Origin of the sequence: Brachybacterium sp. AOP43-C2-M15 (assembly GCF_052446295.1) — a bacterium.
Taxonomy (GTDB): Bacteria; Actinomycetota; Actinomycetes; order Actinomycetales; family Dermabacteraceae; genus Brachybacterium.
In genome coordinates this window covers 242,386-260,394 of the sequence record NZ_JBQSWB010000007.1, presented here as the reverse complement: position 1 = coordinate 260,394, position 18,009 = coordinate 242,386, and the positions used below count along the sequence as shown (strand labels likewise).

The 18,009-nt window shown below is 74.2% G+C and carries 16 protein-coding genes; 10 read left to right on the top strand and 6 right to left on the bottom strand.

Annotated features, from left to right (window positions below):
* The first annotated feature begins 93 nt into the window (after positions 1-93).
* The 4 genes from ACT3SP_RS10040 (at position 94) to ACT3SP_RS10025 (ending at position 3,815) form a co-directional block, all read left to right on the top strand.
* Positions 94-507 (top strand): ArsR/SmtB family transcription factor, encoded by a 414-nt coding sequence (locus ACT3SP_RS10040; protein WP_444587141.1) that lies wholly within the window; start codon positions 94-96, stop codon positions 505-507.
* Positions 508-625: 118 nt separating this feature from the next.
* A complete protein-coding gene (locus ACT3SP_RS10035; protein WP_444587140.1) occupies positions 626-1,744 on the top strand; it encodes a FecCD family ABC transporter permease in 1,119 nt (372 codons plus the stop codon).
* Between the two features lie 110 nt (positions 1,745-1,854).
* Entirely contained in the window at positions 1,855-2,943 is a 1,089-nt protein-coding gene (locus ACT3SP_RS10030) for an ABC transporter substrate-binding protein (RefSeq protein WP_444587139.1), read from the top strand.
* Positions 2,919-3,815: an ABC transporter ATP-binding protein gene (locus tag ACT3SP_RS10025; protein ID WP_444587138.1), complete on the top strand. Its 897-nt coding sequence runs from the start codon at positions 2,919-2,921 to the stop codon at positions 3,813-3,815. Before ACT3SP_RS10030 ends, ACT3SP_RS10025 begins: the two co-directional genes overlap by 25 nt.
* Before the next feature lie 78 nt (positions 3,816-3,893).
* Here the strand turns inward: ACT3SP_RS10025 and ACT3SP_RS10020 are convergent, their stop codons facing one another.
* Positions 3,894-4,376, bottom strand: a complete 483-nt coding sequence (locus ACT3SP_RS10020; RefSeq protein WP_444587137.1) for a pyridoxamine 5'-phosphate oxidase family protein — start codon at positions 4,374-4,376, stop codon at positions 3,894-3,896.
* 172 nt (positions 4,377-4,548) lie between these two features.
* Here ACT3SP_RS10020 and sbnA point away from each other — a divergent pair, with 172 nt between their 5' ends.
* The 5 genes from sbnA to ACT3SP_RS09995 all read left to right on the top strand — a co-directional run bounded on the left by sbnA (position 4,549) and on the right by ACT3SP_RS09995 (position 10,462).
* Complete coding sequence (sbnA, locus tag ACT3SP_RS10015; RefSeq protein WP_444587136.1) at positions 4,549-5,631, top strand: 2,3-diaminopropionate biosynthesis protein SbnA; 1,083 nt, start codon at positions 4,549-4,551, stop codon at positions 5,629-5,631.
* Positions 5,624-7,432: an FAD/NAD(P)-binding protein gene (locus ACT3SP_RS10010; RefSeq protein WP_444587135.1), complete on the top strand. Its 1,809-nt coding sequence runs from the start codon at positions 5,624-5,626 to the stop codon at positions 7,430-7,432. The genes sbnA and ACT3SP_RS10010 overlap by 8 nt, the downstream gene beginning before the upstream one ends.
* A gap of 17 nt (positions 7,433-7,449) precedes the next feature.
* Positions 7,450-9,027 (top strand): Y4yA family PLP-dependent enzyme, encoded by a 1,578-nt coding sequence (locus tag ACT3SP_RS10005; protein WP_444587134.1) that lies wholly within the window; start codon positions 7,450-7,452, stop codon positions 9,025-9,027.
* Positions 9,028-9,105: 78 nt separating this feature from the next.
* Positions 9,106-9,507 carry a PadR family transcriptional regulator gene (locus ACT3SP_RS10000; RefSeq protein WP_444587133.1) on the top strand — a complete coding sequence of 134 codons (402 nt, stop codon included), beginning with the start codon at positions 9,106-9,108 and terminating at the stop codon, positions 9,505-9,507.
* Between the two features lies 1 nt (position 9,508).
* Entirely contained in the window at positions 9,509-10,462 is a 954-nt protein-coding gene (locus tag ACT3SP_RS09995; protein WP_444587132.1) for a permease prefix domain 1-containing protein, read from the top strand.
* A gap of 83 nt (positions 10,463-10,545) precedes the next feature.
* On the opposite strand, the gene ACT3SP_RS09990 is transcribed toward ACT3SP_RS09995, so the two are convergent.
* The 5 genes from ACT3SP_RS09990 to ACT3SP_RS09970 all read right to left on the bottom strand — a co-directional run bounded on the left by ACT3SP_RS09990 (position 10,546) and on the right by ACT3SP_RS09970 (position 17,241).
* On the bottom strand, positions 10,546-12,276 hold the full coding sequence (locus ACT3SP_RS09990) for an ABC transporter substrate-binding protein (RefSeq protein WP_444587131.1): 1,731 nt from the start codon (positions 12,274-12,276) through the stop codon (positions 10,546-10,548).
* Positions 12,273-13,988: a dipeptide ABC transporter ATP-binding protein gene (locus tag ACT3SP_RS09985; RefSeq protein ID WP_444587146.1), complete on the bottom strand. Its 1,716-nt coding sequence runs from the start codon at positions 13,986-13,988 to the stop codon at positions 12,273-12,275. The genes ACT3SP_RS09990 and ACT3SP_RS09985 overlap by 4 nt, the downstream gene beginning before the upstream one ends.
* 2 nt (positions 13,989-13,990) lie before the next feature.
* Positions 13,991-15,004 (bottom strand): ABC transporter permease, encoded by a 1,014-nt coding sequence (locus ACT3SP_RS09980; protein WP_444587130.1) that lies wholly within the window; start codon positions 15,002-15,004, stop codon positions 13,991-13,993.
* Positions 15,005-15,006: 2 nt separating this feature from the next.
* Positions 15,007-15,930, bottom strand: coding sequence for an ABC transporter permease (locus ACT3SP_RS09975; RefSeq protein ID WP_444587129.1), 924 nt, complete (start codon positions 15,928-15,930; stop codon positions 15,007-15,009).
* A 318-nt stretch (positions 15,931-16,248) separates the two neighbouring features.
* Positions 16,249-17,241 carry an NAD(P)/FAD-dependent oxidoreductase gene (locus ACT3SP_RS09970; RefSeq protein ID WP_444587128.1) on the bottom strand — a complete coding sequence of 331 codons (993 nt, stop codon included), beginning with the start codon at positions 17,239-17,241 and terminating at the stop codon, positions 16,249-16,251.
* Positions 17,242-17,328: 87 nt separating this feature from the next.
* On the opposite strand from ACT3SP_RS09970, the gene ACT3SP_RS09965 reads away from it, so the two are divergent.
* Positions 17,329-17,892: a helix-turn-helix domain-containing protein gene (locus ACT3SP_RS09965; RefSeq protein ID WP_444587127.1), complete on the top strand. Its 564-nt coding sequence runs from the start codon at positions 17,329-17,331 to the stop codon at positions 17,890-17,892.
* The last annotated feature ends 117 nt before the right edge of the window (positions 17,893-18,009 follow it).

Here is an 18,009-nt window from a genome sequence, read left to right as displayed (position 1 = left end):
GAACGATCGGTCGGCCCCGCCGAGGGCCCGCCGGGCCTCCGGCCTCGCGGCGGGGCCGCTGCCGTGGCGCAGCGGGGCCGCTACGGTGGCGTCATGGACCCCGCCCCTCCGCTGCACGTGCGCGCCTCCGGGGCGGAGGTCCGCGACGAGCAGCTCGTCCACGAGCTGCGGGGGCTGCTCGCGGGAACGGGCGGATTCGAGGAGCTCGCCGAGCGGATGGCGCTGCTCTCGGACCCCCGCCGGCTGCGGATCCTGTTCTGCCTCCATGCCCATCCCGGGGTGCGCAGCTCGGACCTCGCCCGCGCGATCGGGGCGCCGGAGTCCACCACGTCCCACGCCCTCGCGCTGCTGCGCGAGGCGGGCTGGGTGCGCGCCGGCCGCTCCGGCCGGGAGGTGCGCTACGAGCTGGCCGACGGCTTCGTGCACGATCTCCTGCACGATCTCGGCTCCGACCACCTGCCCGGGGTCCACCACCCGCGCCCGCCGCATCCCCCGCACACCACCTGACGGCGTCCCGACGACGCCCTGACGACGCCCTGACAATCCGCGGCACGGAGCGCACGCCCCGGCAGGACACTTGTAGCGTTGTGCAAGTGAATGATCGGGCGGCGGCGGAGGAGAGGTCATGACGGCGACCCTCCGTGCCGACCGGCACCGGACGGACCCCGGTGGGCATCGCGCCCCCTCCCCCGACCCGCTGGGGGTGCGCACCCGCGCCCGGCGCTCCGCCCTGGTCCTCGCGGGTCTCGTCGCGGCGAGCCTCCTCAGCCTTCTGCTGTGCGTCGGCATCGGCCCGGTGCCGGTCCCCGCGGGCACCACGGTGCAGGTGATCGCCCACCACCTCGGCGTGCCGACGGGCACCTCCTGGGGGGCCGCGGTCGACGCCATCGTGTGGGACGTGCGCGTGCCCCGGGTCCTGATGGGGGCCGCCGTCGGCGCCTGCCTCGCGATCAGCGGCGCCGCGCTGCAGGCCATGGTGCGCAACATGCTCGCCGATCCCTACGTCCTGGGCGTCTCCGGCGGGGCGTCCACCGGCGCCGCGGCCGCGATCCTGTTCGGGGTCGGCGCGGCACTGGGCGACTACGCCCAGTCGGCGCTCGCCTTCCTCGGGGCGCTCGGGGCGGCGCTGCTGGTGTTCGTCATCGCCCGGGCCGGCGGGCGCGTCAGCTCACTGCGGCTGCTGCTGTCCGGCGTGGCGGTGGGCTACGCGCTCACCGCCGTCACCAACCTGCTGATCTTCTCCTCGGACTCCGCCGAGGGATCACGCTCGGTGATGTTCTGGATGCTGGGCTCGCTGTCCCTGGCCCGGTGGAACCTCTTCCTGCTCGTCGCGCTGGCCGCGGCGGTCGCGGGAGTGCTCGTGATGCTCGCCGGCGCACGGGTGCTGGATGCGCTCAGCACCGGGGACGAGATCGCGCACTCCCTGGGCATCTCCCCCGACCGGGCCCGGGTGGGGTTCCTGCTGGTGGTCTCCCTGTGCACCGCGGCGGCCGTCGCGGGGGCCGGCGCGATCGGATTCGTGGGCCTGGTCGTCCCACACCTCGCCCGGCGCCTGGTCGGGGCCCGGCACCGCGTGCTGATCCCGGCGAGCGCCCTGCTCGGGGGCCTGTTCCTGCTGTGGGCCGATGCCGTCGCGCGGGTGGTGATGCAGCCGCGCGAGCTGCCGATCGGGGTGCTCACCGCCGCGATCGGAGCCCCCTTCCTGCTGATCCTGGTCCGCCGCCTCCACGCCCGGCGGAGCTGACCCCCGCCCCGTTCCTGCCTCCGTCCACCGCACACCCCTCCCATCCCTCCCGCCCCTCTCGGCCGTCCCGAAGATCCCGGCCGTCCCGCTCTGCTCCCGGAAGGCTCCCCATGACCCCTCGCCCCGCCCCGCGTCCGGGCCCGGCCGCCCCTCCCCGGCGCAGCGAGCTCGGCGGGGGGACCCCTCTGCGCCGGCGCACCGCTCTGACCGGCCTGGCGGGCCTCGTCGGACTCACCGCCGCCTGCGGCACCGGCGGCACGGACAGCGGCGCAGGCGCGGCTCCGGGCGCGGCCGGCGACGGGACGGAGGGCTACCCGCTCGCGCTGGCGAACTGCGAGACGCCGCTGCGCTTCGACGCTCCCCCCGAGCGGATCGTGCTGCTGGAGTCCTCCCCCGTGACCACTCTGGACGGCATCGGGGTGCTGGACCGGGTGGTCTCCCGCGCCGGCGCCTTCCCGCCCGGGTACTACGACGAGGACCTGGCCGCGCGCATCCAGGCGATCCCGGCGCTGTCCGAGGACGTCGACGCCTCCGGCCATCTGCTGATCTCGCAGGAGACGGTGATCGCGCAGCAGCCGGACATCGTCTTCGGGCTGCCGGACGGCGTGACCCGGGAGGCCATGGCGGACGCGGGCGCCCAGGTGGTGGTGCAGGAGGCCTTCTGCGGCAGCGGCGGGGAGCGTGCGAGCTTCGAGTCCCTGCACTCCTCGATCGGCGTCTGCGGCCGGATCTTCGACCGCACCGCCGAGGCGGAGGAGCTGATCGCCGTGCTGCGGGAGAGGACCGCGGCGGTCTCCGAGGCCGCCGGCGACCTGTCCCCGCGCACGGCCGCGGTGCTGTACCCCTCCGTCGGCGGCGGACCGCTGTACACCTACGGGGCCGCGAGCATGGTCACCGCGCAGCTGGACGCGCTGGGCATCGAGAACTCCTTCGCGAGCACCGCAGAGCGGGTGGTGGAGATCAGCGCGGAGCCTCTCCTGGACGCGGACCCCGACCTGCTGATCGTGCTCCATCAGGGCGAGGGGGACGGCAGCGCCGCCGTCGCGGAGATGATCGCCGAGGACCAGCTCGCGAGCCTGCGCGCCGTGCAGGAGCAGGCCGTGCTGCCGCTGCTGTTCAACTTCGCCGAGCCCGCCTCGCCGCTGGTGGTCGACGGGCTGGAGAGGATCCGCGCGTGGCTGAGCGAGCGCGAGGGCTGAGGCGCATGGGCGAGAGGGAGCACTCCCGCGGGGCGGTCCCCCCGCGCCCCGACGACGCGCGCTCCGGGGGCGGACCGGTGCTCGAGGCGTTCGGGCTCCGGCACTCCTTCGGCGCCGCGGAGGTGCTGTCCGGGGTGGATCTCGCGGTCGCCGACGGCGAGGTGCTGGGGCTCGTGGGCCCCAACGGCAGCGGCAAGACCACCGCGCTGCGGATCCTGCACCGCGAGATCGTGCCGGGCGCCGGCCGGGTGCTGCTGGAGGGTCGCGACCTCGCCGAGCTCTCGGGGCGCGAACGCGCACGACGGATCGCGGTGATGGCACAGGAGCTCTCCGGGGAGGTGCCGCTGAGCGTCGCGGACGTGGTGCTGCTGGGCCGCATCCCGCACTCCGGCACCTTCGGCGGGAGCGGCGCGGAGGACCGTCGGATCGCGGCCGAGGCGCTCGAGAGCGCCGGCGCCGTGCACCTGGCCCGGCGCGGCTTCGGGCACCTCTCCGGCGGGGAGAAGCAGCGCGTGCTCATCGCGCGGGCGCTCGCCCAGCAGCCCCGCCTGCTGCTCATGGACGAGCCCACCAACCATCTCGACATCGGCTCGCAGCACCATGTGCTGCAGGTGGTGCGCGAGCGCGGGCTCGCCACGATCGTCGTGCTGCACGACCTCAACCTCGCCGCCCGCTACTGCGACCGGGTGATCGTGCTGGACCGCGGTCGGGTCCACGCCGTCGGCGCTCCGGCCCAGGCCCTCACGGCCGAGCTCGTCGCCGCCACCTACGACGTCCGCGTCGAGCACGCCACCGCCGAGGACGGCACCGTGCAGCTGCTGTTCCGAGGGCGGGAGTCCACGGCTCTCCCGCGGGACGAGCGGGACAGGTGAGGCGAGCGGGACGGGCGGGACGGGCGGACCGGGCAGAGCAGGCGGGTCACGCCCTCCGGGCCGAGGAGCGGCCCCGGGTCACAGCTCCGTGGTGTCGGTGCCGCCGGCGGGACGGTCGCCGAGGACCCGTGACTTCACGATCTGCGCGAGGCCCGCGACCTTCCCGCCGGGCAGCCCCCAGAACTGGGCGGAATCGCCGCTGACCTCCAGCAGGCCCAGGTCCGGGTCGTCCGGGCCGCCCGGGAAGTAGGCGCCGGCGCCGTCGTTCCACAGCTGCTCGACCACGGAGCGGTCCTCGACGAACCGCGCCCGACCGGCGACGGAGAGCCAGGAGCCCGCCTCGGCGACGGCTAGGTTCACGTGCGGGTCGCCGCGCAGGGCGTCGGCCTGGCCCCCGTGCAGTCCCACGAAGAACCAGACGTCGGCGTCCTCGGTGACGCCCTGGACGGCCATCGGGTGTGAGAGCAGGGTGCCGTCCGGGAGTGCGGTGGTGAGCATGACCAGCTCCGCGCGACGCAGCCGCTCCACGACGTCCTGCTGGGTGAGGGTGGTCTCGGTCATCCGGGTCCTCCTGGGTCGGTGGCTGCAGCGGCGGGCTGCAGTGCCGGGTCTGCCGCGACGTGTCCGCAGCGGGCGGCCGACACTACTCCGGAAGGCCCCGGATCCCGGCAGGCGCTACCGCTCGGTCCACCCCTCTACCCCGGCCGCGGGGCCGTCCCGTAGCGTTCCCGGAGTGAGCACCACCTCTGCGGGACGCACCGTCCCCGCCGCACCGGGCAACGCCCCCGCCGGCGCCTCCGAACTGCAGGTCCTCCACGGGATCTCGGCCGCCGTCGGCCGCACGCCCCTGATCCGTCTCGAGCGCCTGTTCCCGCACTCCGGCGTCGAGATCCTCGCCAAGCTCGAGTCCGTCAACCCCGGCGGCAGCACGAAGGACCGGCCGGCGCTGGCGATGGTCCGCGCCGCGATCGCCGAGGGACGACTGACCGCCGGCGGCACCGTGGTCGAGTCGAGCTCCGGGAACCTCGGGGTGGCCCTGGCCCGGGTGTGCACCGAGCACGGCGTGCGCTTCGTGTGCGTCGTCGACTCCCGCACCAACCCCACCACGGTGGCCACGATCCGCGCCCTGGGCGGCGAGATCGAGATGGTCACCGAGCCCGATCCGGCGACGGGCGACCTGCTCACCGCCCGACTGCACCGCGTCGAGCAGCTGCTCGAGCGCCTGCCCGACGCGATCAATCTGTACCAGTACGGCAATCCGGCGAACCCCGATGCGCACCGCACCGGCACCATGCAGGAGATCGCCGAGGCGACCGGCGGGCGCCTCGACGTGCTGATGGCGGCGGTGAGCACCACCGGCACCCTCTCCGGCTGCACGGCCTACCTGCGCGAGCACGCCATGGAGACCCGCACCGTGGCGGTGGACTCCGTGGGCAGCGTCCTGTTCGGCGGTACCGCGGCGCCGCGTCCCCTGCCCGGGATCGGCGCCGGCGTGGTCACCGAGATCTCCCGCTCCGTCACCCCGGACCGCGTGATGCGGGTGGACGCCCTCGACGCGGTGGCCGGGGCGCGTCTGCTCGCCCGCCGCGAGGGCATCCTCGCCGGCGCCTCCACCGGCGCGATCATCCACGCCCTGGGGACGCTGGTCACGGAGCTCGAGGTGGGGACCCGTCTCGCGCTCATCGTGCACGACGGCGGGGTCCCCTATCTCGGCACCGTCTACGACGACGACTGGGTCGCGCAGACCCTCGGCGCCGGGACCGCGGAGCTCGAGGCGGCGGGCGACGCCCTCCTGGCCCGTGCCCGACGTGCCTGAGCCCGACGTGCCCGTGCCCGACCTGCCCGTGCCCGACCTGCCCGACGTGGGCGTACTCGCCCCTGACGTGCCCGCACCCCGTGCGCCCCGCGACGTCGACCCGCCGCTGACCCTCGCCGTCCTCGGCGCGGGCCCCAAGGCGCTGTTCGCCCTGGAGGCCCTCGCCGCGCACCTCGACGACCCCGATCACGCGCCGCGACCCGGCGGGGCGGGGCGCAGCGGGACGGAGGTCCGCGGGAACCTGCTCGAGGTGACGGTGATCGACCCGGCGGAGCACCCCGGCACGGGCGCCGCCTACGACCCGGAGCAGTCCCCGGTGCTGCGGCTGAACGTCGCCGCCCGCCTCCTGGACGCCCCCGTCGGCGGGTCCTTCCCCTCCTTCCCCGACTGGGTGGCCGAGGCGGAGCCGTCGCTCGCCCGCGAGCACTTCCCGCCGCGCGCGCTGGTGGGCCGCTACCTCGCCCTGCGCTGGCAGGCGATGCTCGCGGCCCTCGGCCGCCATGCGCGCTGTCAACACCGGCGCGGGCGCGCGGTGGCCGTGCGGCGGGACGGTGCGCAGTGGGTGGTGGAGATCGCCGCCGCACCCCCCGTCGCCCACCCCTCCGCCCCGAACCCCTTCGACGAGGTGCTGGTGGCGACCGGGCACGGCGCAGGGCACGACGGCGCGCTCGTGCATCGCTGGGAGTCTGCGCTGCCGCTGCGCCCGGCGGTGTTCCCGATCGGGACGATGCTGCCGCCCGCGCTGGTCCCGCCCGGTGCCCGGGCGGCGGTGCGAGGCAGCGCGCTGACCTTCCTCGACGCCGCGCTCACCCTCACCGAAGCACGAGGTGCGCAGTTCGTCCCCGACCCCGATCGGCCCGGGCGGCTCCTGCACCGACGCAGCCCGCAGGAGCCGGCGACCCTCCTGCCCACAGCACGCCACGGGCTGCTGCTGGATGCGAAGCCGGAGCCCGGCACGGACCTGGCGGCACCGGACTCCCCCGGCCTGGACCGCGCTCGGAGGCGTCTCGAGGATCTCGATCCCACCGACCCTGACGTCGCCCGGCACGTGCTCGCGATCGTCACGGAGGTCGCCGCCGCGCTGCTCGCCGAGGACGGTGCATCCGACGAGCGGCGCCGCGCGGTGGAATCCACACTCGCGACCGGGGCCGAACCGGACCTCCCCGCCGGGCCCGGCCGCGCCGAGAGAGCGCTGCGACGCAGCGTGGCGGTGGCCCTGGAGCAGCGCCCGCCCGGCCCGGCCTGGGCGCTCGGACGCTCCTGGGCACGGCTGTACCCACAGGTCACCGCCCTGCTGCGGGGCAGCGAGATGCCGCTGGAGCGCTGGTGCGAGCTGCGGGGCGCGGCGCAGGTGCTCGAGCGCTTCGCCTTCGGCCCGCCGCTGATCACCGCCCGGAAGCTCCTGGCCATGGTCGACTCCGGGGCCGTGGACCTCCGCCTCGTGGACGCCGGCACCTCGCTCGCCGCGCAGGGCGTGGGTGCGATGCCGCCAGGCGTCGCGGCCCCGGATCTGGTGATCGACGCCGTGCTCGCGCCTCCGGGGGTCCGCGGCCTCACCGATCCGCTCGCGCGGCAGCTGCTGCGGGACGGCCTGGTCACCGTGCGCCCAGGACGGCGCGGAGCGCTGGTCGCGCACGACGGCACCGCGCTCTCCGCCGACGGGCGTCGGACGGAGGGCCTGGCGCTGATCGGGCGCCCCACGGAGGATCATGTGATCGGCCACGACACCCTCGACCGGCATCTGCACGGCGAGATCCCGCGATGGGCCGCTCGTCTCGCCGCCCGCACCGATCCCACCTGACCGGAGGCTGATCCCCGATGACCCCGATGACGCCGATGACCCCGATGACGCCGATGACCCCGATGGCGGAGACCCCCGCCGCGTCCCTGCACGGGGCCTGCCACGGCCTCCCGCCGCTCACGGCCCGCCTCGAGCCGTGGATGCGCGAGCTGCTGGAGGACCCCGCCGCCTGCACCGCGCTGGTCGAGGAGCACGGCAGCCCGGTGAACGTGCACGACTTCTCCGCCCTGCCCCGCAACGCCGGCGAGCTGGAACGGGCCGCTCGGGATGCCGGGGTCGAGCTGGGCGTCCACGTGGCCCGCAAGGCCAACAAGACCCTGGGCATGGTCGCGGCGGCCCACCGCGCCGGGCTGGGGCTCGACGTGGGCAGCCAGCGGGAGCTCGAACAGGCCCTGGACCTGGGGGTGCCGCCGTCCGCGATCGTGGTGACCGCCGCCGTCAAGCCGCCGCCCCTGCTGCGTCTCGCGCTGGGCTCCGGTGCGATGCTGGTGCTCGACAACCTCGACGAGGCCGAGGCGGCCGCAGGGGTCCTCGCCGCCGGGGCCGACGCCGCAGAGCGCGGCGGGCGGGGCGGACGCGGCGAGCGCCCGATCGCGCTGCGCCTGGCCCCCACCCCGAGCGAGCTCATCGCCCCCACCCGCTTCGGGGAGTCCGCGGCGACCTGGCGCGACTGGGCAGCCTCCCATGTCTCCCCCGTCGCGGACCCGCGGGACGCCGGACGCCCCGGCCCGGAGCTGCGGATCGAGGGGATCCACTTCCATCTCCACGGCTACGACGCCGCAGCGCGGGCGCGGGCCCTCGGCGAGGCGGCCGAGCTGGTCGACGCGCTGCGGGAGCTGGGGCACCGGCCGCGCTTCATCGACATCGGCGGCGGCTTCCCCATGTCCTACCTCGACGATCCCACGCAGTGGGCGGCGTTCCTCGCGGCCCACGAGCGGCAGGACGGGGACCAGCAGCACTCCGTGACCTGGCGCTCCGAGCCGCTGCGGCAGTTCTACCCCTACCACCAGAGCCCGGTGCGCGGGGACTGGCTGCGCCGGCTGCTCGCGCAGGAGGCGCTGCCCGGGCAGAGCGCCGACGAGGTGCTGCGATCACGGGAGCTCGAGCTGCGCTGCGAACCGGGCAGAGCCCTGCTCGACGGCTGCGGGATGACCCTGGCGCGCGTGGTCCAGCGCACCGCCACCAGCGACGGCATCCCCCTGGTGGGGCTCGAGATGAACCGCACCCAGTGCCGTTCGACCTCCGACGACTTCCTCGTCGACCCCCTGCTGGTGCGCGGCGGCGGCGCCCCCTCGGAGCCGACGGACGCCTTCCTTGTCGGCGCCTACTGCATCGAGGCGGAGCTGATCCTGCGCCGTCGCCTGCGCTTCCCGGGCGGCGTCGGCGTCGGCGACCTGCTGGCCCTGCCGAACACCGCCGGCTACCTCATGCACATCCTCGAGAGCGCCTCGCACCAGATCCCGCTGGCCTCGAACGTGGTGCGCGAGGACGGCGGCACCCGGCGGGACCTGATCGACGCCGTGGCGCCGCAGCGGGCCTGGGCCCCACCGGGCTCCGGAGCTCCCTCCGGCCCCGGGATCACACCCGCCGGCTGAGAGACCGAGACGCCACTCACTCCTCACACAACACTCTGCCGTTGCCAACACTGTGTGTCACACACTATGGTGTGACGCATGAACGAACTGCTCGACACCCATCTGCAGGAGCTGCGGCGCGGCACCGTCGTGCTCGCCTGCCTCTCGCTCCTGCGCACCCCGGGCTACGGCTACGGCCTGCTCCAGGACCTCGAGCGCCATGGTTTCGCCACCGACGCCAACACCCTCTACCCGCTGCTGCGCCGCCTCGAGAAGCAGGGGTTCCTCACCAGCGAATGGAACACCGAGGAGGCCCGGCCGCGGAAGTTCTACTCCACCTCGGACCAGGGCTCGCAGCTGGCCGGCACCCTCGCCGCCGAGTGGCGCACCCTCACCGACTCCGTCGCCTCCCTCGGCGCCCTCATCTCCCCTGCCGCCGACGTCTCCCCCGCCCCCGACACCTCCCACGCCGCCGACACCCCAAGGGACGAGGAGTCCTGACATGAACACCGAGCTGACCGAGCGCTACATCCGCGCCACCGCTTCCGGCCTTCCCACTGCGGCGCAGGAGGACGTCCGCGCCGAGCTGGCCGCATCGATCCTGGACGCGACCGAGGCCCGGATCGAGCAGGGCGAGGACCCCGGGATCGCGGAGCGGGCCGTGCTCACCGAGCTGGGCGATCCCGCGATCCTCGCCGCCGAGTACGCGGATCGTCCGCTGCACCTGATCGGACCACGCCACTACCTCGCCTGGCGGCGGCTGCTGACGCTGCTGCTGTGGATCGTGCCCGCCTGCGCCGTGGTGGGCGTCGTGATCGGGCAGGTGCTGGTGCAGGCGCCCGTCGGCACCGTGATCGGGCAGTCGATCGCCGCCGGTCTCGGCGCGGTGGTGCACGTGTCCTTCTGGGTGACCGTCGTGTTCATGATCCTCGAGCGCACCGGGACGGAGACCGGCACCGCCTGGGACCTGGATCAGCTCCCCGAGCTGGAGGCACCCACCACCGGTCGCGCCGACGCGATCGCCTCGGTGGCGCTCACGGCGATCGGTGCGGGCGCGGTGCTGTGGGATCAGCTGCGGGGCTTCCTCCGCATCGACGGCGAGGCCCTCGCGATCCTGAACCCCGGCCTCTGGCCCACCTGGGTCCTGGCCCTGCTGGCGCTGCTCGCCCTCGAGGCGGCGCTGGCGGTCGTGGTGGTCCTCCACCGCCGCTGGACCCCGGCCCTCGCGATCGCCAACACCGCCCTCGCGGTGCTCTTCCTGAGCTGGGCGCTCACCCTGATCGGACGGTCCGAGCTGGTGAACCCGGACTTCGTCGATCTCGCACTGCGCGCGAACGGCGTGGACGGCAACGCCCTGTGGGTCATCACCGTGGTCGGCGTGGCCTCGCTCATCGGCGTGTCCGTGTGGGACGTCGTCGACGGCTGGCGCAAGGCTCGCCGCGACACCCGGCGCTGACGGTCCGATCCGGCCGGACCGGACCGGATCGGACCGGACCCGGCCGGACCAGACAGGACCGGACCGGATCGGGCGTCGCGAGCTCAGCCCTCCGATCGCCAGGCGTCGGAGAGCACCAGCTCGGACAGGGTGTTGCTGCGCAGACCGTGCACCGTCGGGGCGGAGGCGAAGAACCCGGACTCGCTGTTGATGTTGTCGAACAGCGGGATCCTGATCGCGTCCCCGACGATGATCCGCTGCGCTTCGGCGAGCAGCTCCGCACGGGTCTCCTCGTCCGCCTCCGTGACCTGCCGGGTGACGATGTCGCTGAGGGTGCCGGTCTCCGTGAACTCGTCGAGGGTGCTCCCGAAGTCGGCGCCCTCGATAAGGCTCGCGGACTCGAAGTTGTCGTTCGTGTACTGGGAGTACAGCGCGAGCTCGCCGGCGGCGCGGGTGGCGTTGTTCAGGTGCAGCTGGCTCTTCCCGTCGCGCCAGCTCCCGCCCGCCCCGCCGATGTCCTCGCGCACCGTGATCTCGATGCCCGTCTCCGCGAGCTGCTCCTTGATGAGCTGGAGCGCGTCGGAGACCTCCTGCGGCTCCCACCACAGGATCAGCTCGAAGGAGAGCTTCTCCCCGTCCTTCTCGCGGATCCCGTCGGGACCCTCGACCCAGCCGGCCTCCTCCAGCAGGGCGACCGCTCCGTCGGGATCGTGCACGAGCAGATCGGAGACGTCCGAGTACCCGGTGGTCAGCGGCGTGATCACGCTGGTGGAGGCGGGCTGGCGGTCACCGGTCACGCCCGCGTGGATCGCCTCGCGGTCGATCGCGGCGCTGAGGGCCCTGCGCACCGCGATGTCCTGCAGCGCCGGAACCGAGAAGTTCAGGACCAGGCTGTAGGGGATACCGGACTGCGCCCGGTAGGTCAGCTGGTAGCCGGCGGCCTCGAGCTGGTCGGCGCCCTCGTTGGTCGGGTTCTGGGCGATGTCCGCCTCGCCGGCCTGCAGGGCGCTCTCGCGCACGCTCTGCTCGTCGACGAAGGAGATGGTGATGGTCTCGAGGCTTGCCGGCCCCTCGTGGGTGGCGGCACCGGAGGGCCAGGCGTAGTCCTCGCGGCGGCTGAGCACGATGCCCTCGTTGGGCGTGTACGACTCGAGCACGAAAGGTCCCGAGGCGAGGAACTCCCCGTTGTCGCGCTGCTCGTAGGTGAGGTCGAAGGCCGAGGGGGCGAGGATCGCGAGCTGACCGGTGGCGAGGGTGGGGAGGAAGGAGGGGTTCGGGGCGGAGAAGGTCACCTCGGCCTCGAGCTCGCTCACGGCCTCCGTGCCCTCGTAGTCGTCGAACAGCCCCTGGAAGTACCAGCCCTCGCCGTCCTCGACCTGCTGGGCCGCCTGGTCGAGGTTGAGCTTGACGACCTCGGCGTCCAGGGGCGTGCCGTCGGAGAAGGTGACCCCCTCCCGCAGGGTGAAGGCGAAGGTCAGGCCGTCGTCGCTGACCTCCCACGCGCTCGCCAGCCAGGGCAGGATCTCGCCGGTGTCGGGGTCGGCGTCGATCAGGGAGTCGGCGAGAGCGCGGCCCACGATGCCGTGGTTCTGGCGCGGGTCCAGCACGGTGATGTTGGCGTGGTAGATCCGCAGCTCACCGCCGTCGACGCGGTCCTCCTCGGAGACCTCGGCGCCGGGGGCCGCCGCCCCGGTGCCGCAGGCGGCCAGGCCCAGCGCGCCCAGCAGCGCGGCGCCGAGGCCGCCCGCCTGGCGGCGGCTGAGGGCAGAGGTCAGGGCTGCGGAGGTCGGGGCCGCGGAGGTCAGGGCTGTGGGGGTCGGGGGCGTGGCGGTCATGCGATGTCCTCTCGGAGGGGGTGGTCGTGGCGGACGGTGGCGGCAGGAGCCAGGTCGAGGGCGGGGACGGCGGCGACGAGTCGCCGGGTGTACTCGGCGGCGGGTCGGGTGAGCAGCTGGGCGGGGGTGCCCTCCTCGACCAGCTCGCCGCGGTGCAGAACTCCCACGCGATGGGCGATCTGGCTGATCACGGCGAGGTCATGGGAGATGAACAGGTAGCTGGTGCGGTACTCGCGCTGCAGCTCGGCCAGGAGGGCCAGCACCTGCGCCTGCACCGAGACGTCGAGGGCGGAGACCGGCTCGTCGAGAACCAGCAGCTCGGGACGGGTGATGAGCCCGCGGGCGATCGCGATCCGCTGGCGCTGGCCGCCGGAGAGCTCGGGCGGGCGCCGGGACGCGGTCGCGGCCGGGAGGCCGACGGCGTCCAGCGCCTCCCGGATGCGCGCCTCGGCCGGAGCCCCGCGGACGGGCAGCCCGGCGCCCTCGAGGGGCTCGGCGAGGATCCGGCGGATGCTGTGCCGCGGGTCGAGGGAGCCGTAGGGGTTCTGGAACACGTACTGGACGGTGCGGCCGACGGCGCGCCGCTCGGCGCGCGGACCGCGCGTGAGGGAGCGGTCGCCGATCAGTACGTCCCCGCCGTCGGGCCGGTCGATCCCGGCGAGCAGACGGGCGAGCGTGGACTTGCCCGAGCCCGACTGCCCCACCAGCCCGTAGGTGAGGCCGCGGCCGATCTCGAAGCTGACGCCGCGCGTGGCGGGGACGACGAGGCGCCCGCGCCGCCGGTCGCGCACCCGGTAGGTCTTCTCGAGTCCCTCGGCGCGCACGTGAGGTCCACCGACCCCGTCGGTCGCACCCGGCGCCGGCTCCGGGAGCGGATCGCGACGAGGGCGGGGCACGGCCGCGAGGAGGCGGCGCGTGTACTCGGCGCGGGGTGCCGCCAGCAGCGGTCCGGTCGGCCCCTGCTCGAGGATCCTTCCCTCGCTGAGCACCAGGATCCGGTCCGAGCGACCGGCGGCGACGGCGAGGTCGTGGGTGACCAGCACGACGGAGACCCCCGTGCGGACGACGATCTCGTCGAGCAGGTCGAGCACGCGCTTCTGCACCTCCACGTCGAGCCCGCTGGTGGGCTCGTCGGCGATGATCAGGCGCGGGTCCCCGACCAGGGCGATGGCGATCAGCACCCGCTGACGCTGGCCGCCGGAGAGCTGATGGGGGTGGGCGTCGTGGATCCGTCGGGCATCCTCGAGGCCCACCCGCTCGAGCAGCTCGAGCGCGCGCCTCTCGCGGTCCAGCCGCTCCAGATGCGGCTCGGCCAGGCGCAGCGCCTCGGCGAGCTGCCGGCCGATCCGGGCCACCGGGTTCAGGGCGATGTTCGGATCCTGCGGGACGTAGGCGATGCGGCCCCTGCGCAGCGGGGTCCAGGCCCTCTCGTCCAGGCCGGTGACGCCCTCCTGGACCCGCACGCCGTCGATGTCGATCCGACGGGCGCGCACGCGGGCGGCCTGGGGCAGCACGCCGAGCAGGGCCTGGGTGATGGTCGACTTGCCGGAGCCGGACTCGCCGATGATCGCGAGCCGCTCCCCGCGGCCCACGGTGAAGGAGACGCCCTGCACGGCGGGGACGTCGGCCTCGCCCCCGCGCCACGCGGGGCGGCGGTAGTCGACGTGGAGGCCGTCGACGGTGAGGAGCGGGGCGGCGGTGGGTCGGGGCATGGTCACAGCGCTCTCCCGAGGAACGTGCCGATCCGGTTGGCGGAGAGGACCACCAGGGCGATCAGCACCCCGGGGATCAGCGCCAGCCAGGGGGCGGTGGACAGGTAGGTGCGGCCGTCGGCGACGATCACGCCCCATTCGGGCTCGGGCGGCTGCACGCCGAAGCCGAGGAAGCTCAGGGCGGAGATCAGCAGCACCGCCTCGCCGAACTGCAGCGGGATCAGCGCGATGATCGGGCCCAGGGCGTGGGGCAGCACGTGGCGACCGAGGGTCTTGTACCAGGGCAGGCCGTTGAGGACGGAGGCGGTGACGAAATCCGCCTCCCGCACCCGCAGCACCTCGGCGCGCAGGATGCGGGTGAAGGTCGCGATCGAGCCGATGCCCACGGCGATCGCGATCTCGACGGTGCCGAAGCCGAGCGCGGTGACCAGCAGCAGCGAGACCAGCATCCCGGGGACCGCGAGGAACACGTCCACGAGGCGGGAGACGGTCTCGTCGAGCAGGCCGCGGAAGTACCCGGCCAGCACACCCAGCACGGAGCTCACGGTGACGCCGATCAGCACGGCGACCAGGGAGGCGACCAGGGTGTTTGCGGTGCCGTGGACGAAGCGGGAGAACTGGTCCCGGCCCAGTCCGTCGGTGCCGAACCAGTGCGCGGTGCTGGGAGCGGCGAACTTGTCGAGGACGTCGGTGCGATAGGGGTCATGGCCGGTGAACAGCCCCGGCACGAAGGCCGCCAGGATCACGGCGCCCATCAGGACCGTGGCGAGCACGAGGGTGGGCTGGCGCAGTTCGCGCAGCAGGGTGCTGTCGTGCCGCTCCCGGCGCGGGCGGACGGCGCGGGCGCGACCTCTCGCGGCGGGTGGCGCGTGCTCCTCGACGGCGGAGCCGAGGGCCGCGGTCGCTCCCGGGGTGCCGGCGCCTCGGTAGGCGCCGTCGGCGAGGACGGCGGCATCGGCGGGAGCGGCCACATCGGCGAGCACCGCCGGTCCCGTGAGCAGGGTCCTCTCGCTCATGGTCAGGCCCTCCTGATCCGCGGATCCACCACGGGGTAGATGAGGTCCACCAGCACGCTGGTGAGGACGAACAGCAGCGCCGAGAACACGACGACGCCCTGCACGAGCGGGATGTCCTGGCTGAGCACGCCGGTCTGCAGCACGCGTCCCAGCCCCTGCCGCGAGAACACCGTCTCGGTGATGACGGCCCCGGCGAGGATGCCGCCCACCTGCATGCCGAGGATCGTCAGGGCGGGGATGGTGGCGTTGCGCAGGGCGTGGGCCAGCAGGACCCGTCCGCGGGTCACGCCGCGGGCGCGCAGGTACGCGGCCTGCGGGGAGCGGAGGTAGTCGTGCACGGCCTTGGTGGCGACCTGGGCGATGGCGGCGCTCGCGGGGACGCCCGAGGTCAGGGCGGGCAGCACGAGGCTGCGCCAGCCGGTGGTGCCGACGGCCGGCAGCAGGTGCAGGGAGAAGGCGAAGACCTGCACCAGCAGGAGACCCGTGAGGAAGATCGGGAAGGACAGGAAGGCCGAGGGCAGCGAGAACAGGATGTTGCGCAGCCAGGGGGCACGGGTGGCGTTGGCGAGGATCGCCAGCCCGAAGCCGACGACGATGCTGACCACGAGGGCGGCGATGCCGAGCTGCACGGTGTAGGGCACCGCGCCGAGCACGATCTCGGAGACCGGGCGGCCGTATTCGATCGAGTCGCCGAAGTCGCCGACCAGAGCCCGGCCGAGCAGGGTGAGGTACTGCAGGGCCGCCGGCTTGTCGAGGCCGTACTTGGCCTCGAGCGCGGCGCGTGTCTCCGCAGAGGCGTTCGCGGACCCGGTGAGCATGATCGAGACGGGGTCGCTGGGCAGCAGGTAGAGCAGCAGCCAGGTGACGGTGTACGCCGCCCAGACCACCACGGCGCCGTACAGCACGCGGCGCGCCAGGTATCCCATCGTCCCGCTCCTCCTCCCCCCGGTCCGTGCCGGGCCCTCCGTGTCCACGCCTCACATCGAAGCAGTGCTTATGTCGGTCATAAGCACCGATGCGAGGCACACAGTAGATCCCTGCGAGCGAGCGGACGAGGAGCGCCGTCACACGGCGCCATCTGCGCACGTCAGCGCCGCTGCGAGCACGGCGGGCGCTGCGGGCACTGCGGGCACTGCGGGCACTGCGGGCACTGCGGGCACAGGAAGACCCCTGCCGCGGCGCTGGTGCCGGCGGCAGGGGTCATGAGCGGGCGGCGACCCTCCGGAGAGGTGGGTCGGGTGAGCTCAGGCGGCGGAGAGTCCGGCGGAGGCGACGACGGCCGCGTCGGCCTCGGCGAGGGCGAGGGCGGCGTTGAGATGCGCACCGGCCATGGCGCCGCCCGCAGCCGACGCCCCGACCTGCGCCATCGGCTCGGCGATGTTGCCCGCGGCCCACACCCCGGGAACGCTGGTGGTCCCGCCCATCCCGGCCGGGACGCGACGGCCCATGCCTCCCGGGAGATCCTCGAGCGGCAGCGCGAGGTCGCCGAGGCCCTGCAGGCGCGGGTGCAGGGTGGTGGCGACCACGAGCACGGAGCGTTCGACGACCTCGCCGTCGGCCAGTCGCACCCCGGCGACGCCTCCCGATCCCGCGGCGAGCACCTCGGCGAGCTCCCCGTCGACGATGCGGATGCCCCGGGCGGCGAAGCGGTCCCGGGACTCGGCGTCGAGCGCGGAGCCGGCGGTGAAGTAGACCAGGTCGTCGGCGAGCTGGCGGAACAGCAGGGCCTGGTGGGCGGAGGCGGGGCCGCGGGCGATGATCCCGATCGACCGATCGCGCACCTCCCAGCCGTGGCAGTAGGGGCAGTGGATCACGCCGTGCCCCCAGTGCTGGGCGAGACCCGGGATCTCGGGCAGCTCGTCCCGGACTCCGGTGGCCACGAGCACGCGACGCGCCGTGAGGCGGCGGCCGTCGGCGAGATCGACTTCGAAGCGCAGGTCGCCGTCGGCCGCCGGGGCACCGGGGCGGGCGGCGCCGACCTCTGCGGTGACGACCAGACCGCCGTAGGAGCGCACCTCCTCGCGTCCGCGGGCCAGGTAGTCGGTGGGCGCGACGCCTTCGTTGCCGAGCAGGCCGTGGATGCCGTCGGCCGGGGCGTTGCGGGGCGCGCCGGTGTCCAGCACGACGACGCTGCGGCGGGAGCGGCCCAGCATCAGCGCGGCATTGAGTCCGGCGGCGCCACCGCCGATCACGGCGACGTCGACGAGGGAGTCAGGAAGCTGGTCGATGGTGGTCATGGCGATCCTCTCGGTGTGGGGCGCCTCCGTCGGGAGGCACGGCACGACCGTAGACATGGCTTGCCTCAACGGCATACCCTCTTGCCCATGACGCAAGATTCACAGTCGGTGGACGGCCTTGTGCGACAGCGACTGCGTGCGCTGCGCCACGCGCAGGGACTCTCGCTCGGAGACCTCGCCGCACGGGCCCACCTCAGCCCCTCCACCCTGTCGCGGATCGAGAACGGCCAGCGACGGCTGGCGCTGGACCAGCTGGTCACGCTGGGCCGCGCCCTGGACACGAGCCTCGACGAGCTGGTCGAGGCGCAGTCGGACGAGGTCGTCGCCAATGCGCGGAACGATCACGGCATGGATGCCCTGCGCTGGCGGATCCGGCACTCCCCGGACTCGGTGGTGCTGCGGCGCCGGGTCACCGGACCCCCGGACGCCTCGCGGATGCGCGCCCACCCCGGCCGCGAGTGGCTCGTGGTCCTCTCCGGAACGCTGACCCTGCTGCTGGGCGATCGCCGTCTGCGGGTCGCGGAGAACCAGTCCGCCGAGTTCGACACGATGCTCCCCCACGCCTTCGGTGCGGAGGGCGGCCCCGTCGACGTGTTCATGGTCGTGGACCCCGAGGCCCGCAAGGGGCACCGGCGGGACACCGACGAGTGAGGCGACCGGGCACTCGAGGCCCCACCGGGCCCCGGGCGCCCTGGGTGACCCGTCGTCCGCCGCGGGAATATCCCCGCCCCTCCACTCGTTGAAAGTTCAGGCAACAGCGAGTCGAGG

Bases quoted from the DNA above. Each gene is read 5' to 3' on its own strand.
- ACT3SP_RS10040 (WP_444587141.1), top strand. From the start codon at position 94: ATGGACCCCGCCCCTCCGCTGCACGTGCGCGCCTCCGGGGCGGAGGTC.
- ACT3SP_RS10035 (WP_444587140.1), top strand. From the start codon at position 626: ATGACGGCGACCCTCCGTGCCGACCGGCACCGGACGGACCCCGGTGGG.
- ACT3SP_RS10030 (WP_444587139.1), top strand. From the start codon at position 1,855: ATGACCCCTCGCCCCGCCCCGCGTCCGGGCCCGGCCGCCCCTCCCCGG.
- ACT3SP_RS10020 (WP_444587137.1), bottom strand. From the start codon at position 4,376: ATGACCGAGACCACCCTCACCCAGCAGGACGTCGTGGAGCGGCTGCGT.
- ACT3SP_RS10005 (WP_444587134.1), top strand. From the start codon at position 7,450: ATGACCCCGATGACGCCGATGACCCCGATGACGCCGATGACCCCGATG.
- ACT3SP_RS10000 (WP_444587133.1), top strand. From the start codon at position 9,106: ATGAACGAACTGCTCGACACCCATCTGCAGGAGCTGCGGCGCGGCACC.
- ACT3SP_RS09995 (WP_444587132.1), top strand. From the start codon at position 9,509: ATGAACACCGAGCTGACCGAGCGCTACATCCGCGCCACCGCTTCCGGC.
- ACT3SP_RS09990 (WP_444587131.1), bottom strand. From the start codon at position 12,276: ATGACCGCCACGCCCCCGACCCCCACAGCCCTGACCTCCGCGGCCCCG.
- ACT3SP_RS09985 (WP_444587146.1), bottom strand. From the start codon at position 13,988: ATGCCCCGACCCACCGCCGCCCCGCTCCTCACCGTCGACGGCCTCCAC.
- ACT3SP_RS09980 (WP_444587130.1), bottom strand. From the start codon at position 15,004: ATGAGCGAGAGGACCCTGCTCACGGGACCGGCGGTGCTCGCCGATGTG.
- ACT3SP_RS09975 (WP_444587129.1), bottom strand. From the start codon at position 15,930: ATGGGATACCTGGCGCGCCGCGTGCTGTACGGCGCCGTGGTGGTCTGG.
- ACT3SP_RS09970 (WP_444587128.1), bottom strand. From the start codon at position 17,241: ATGACCACCATCGACCAGCTTCCTGACTCCCTCGTCGACGTCGCCGTG.
- ACT3SP_RS09965 (WP_444587127.1), top strand. From the start codon at position 17,329: ATGACGCAAGATTCACAGTCGGTGGACGGCCTTGTGCGACAGCGACTG.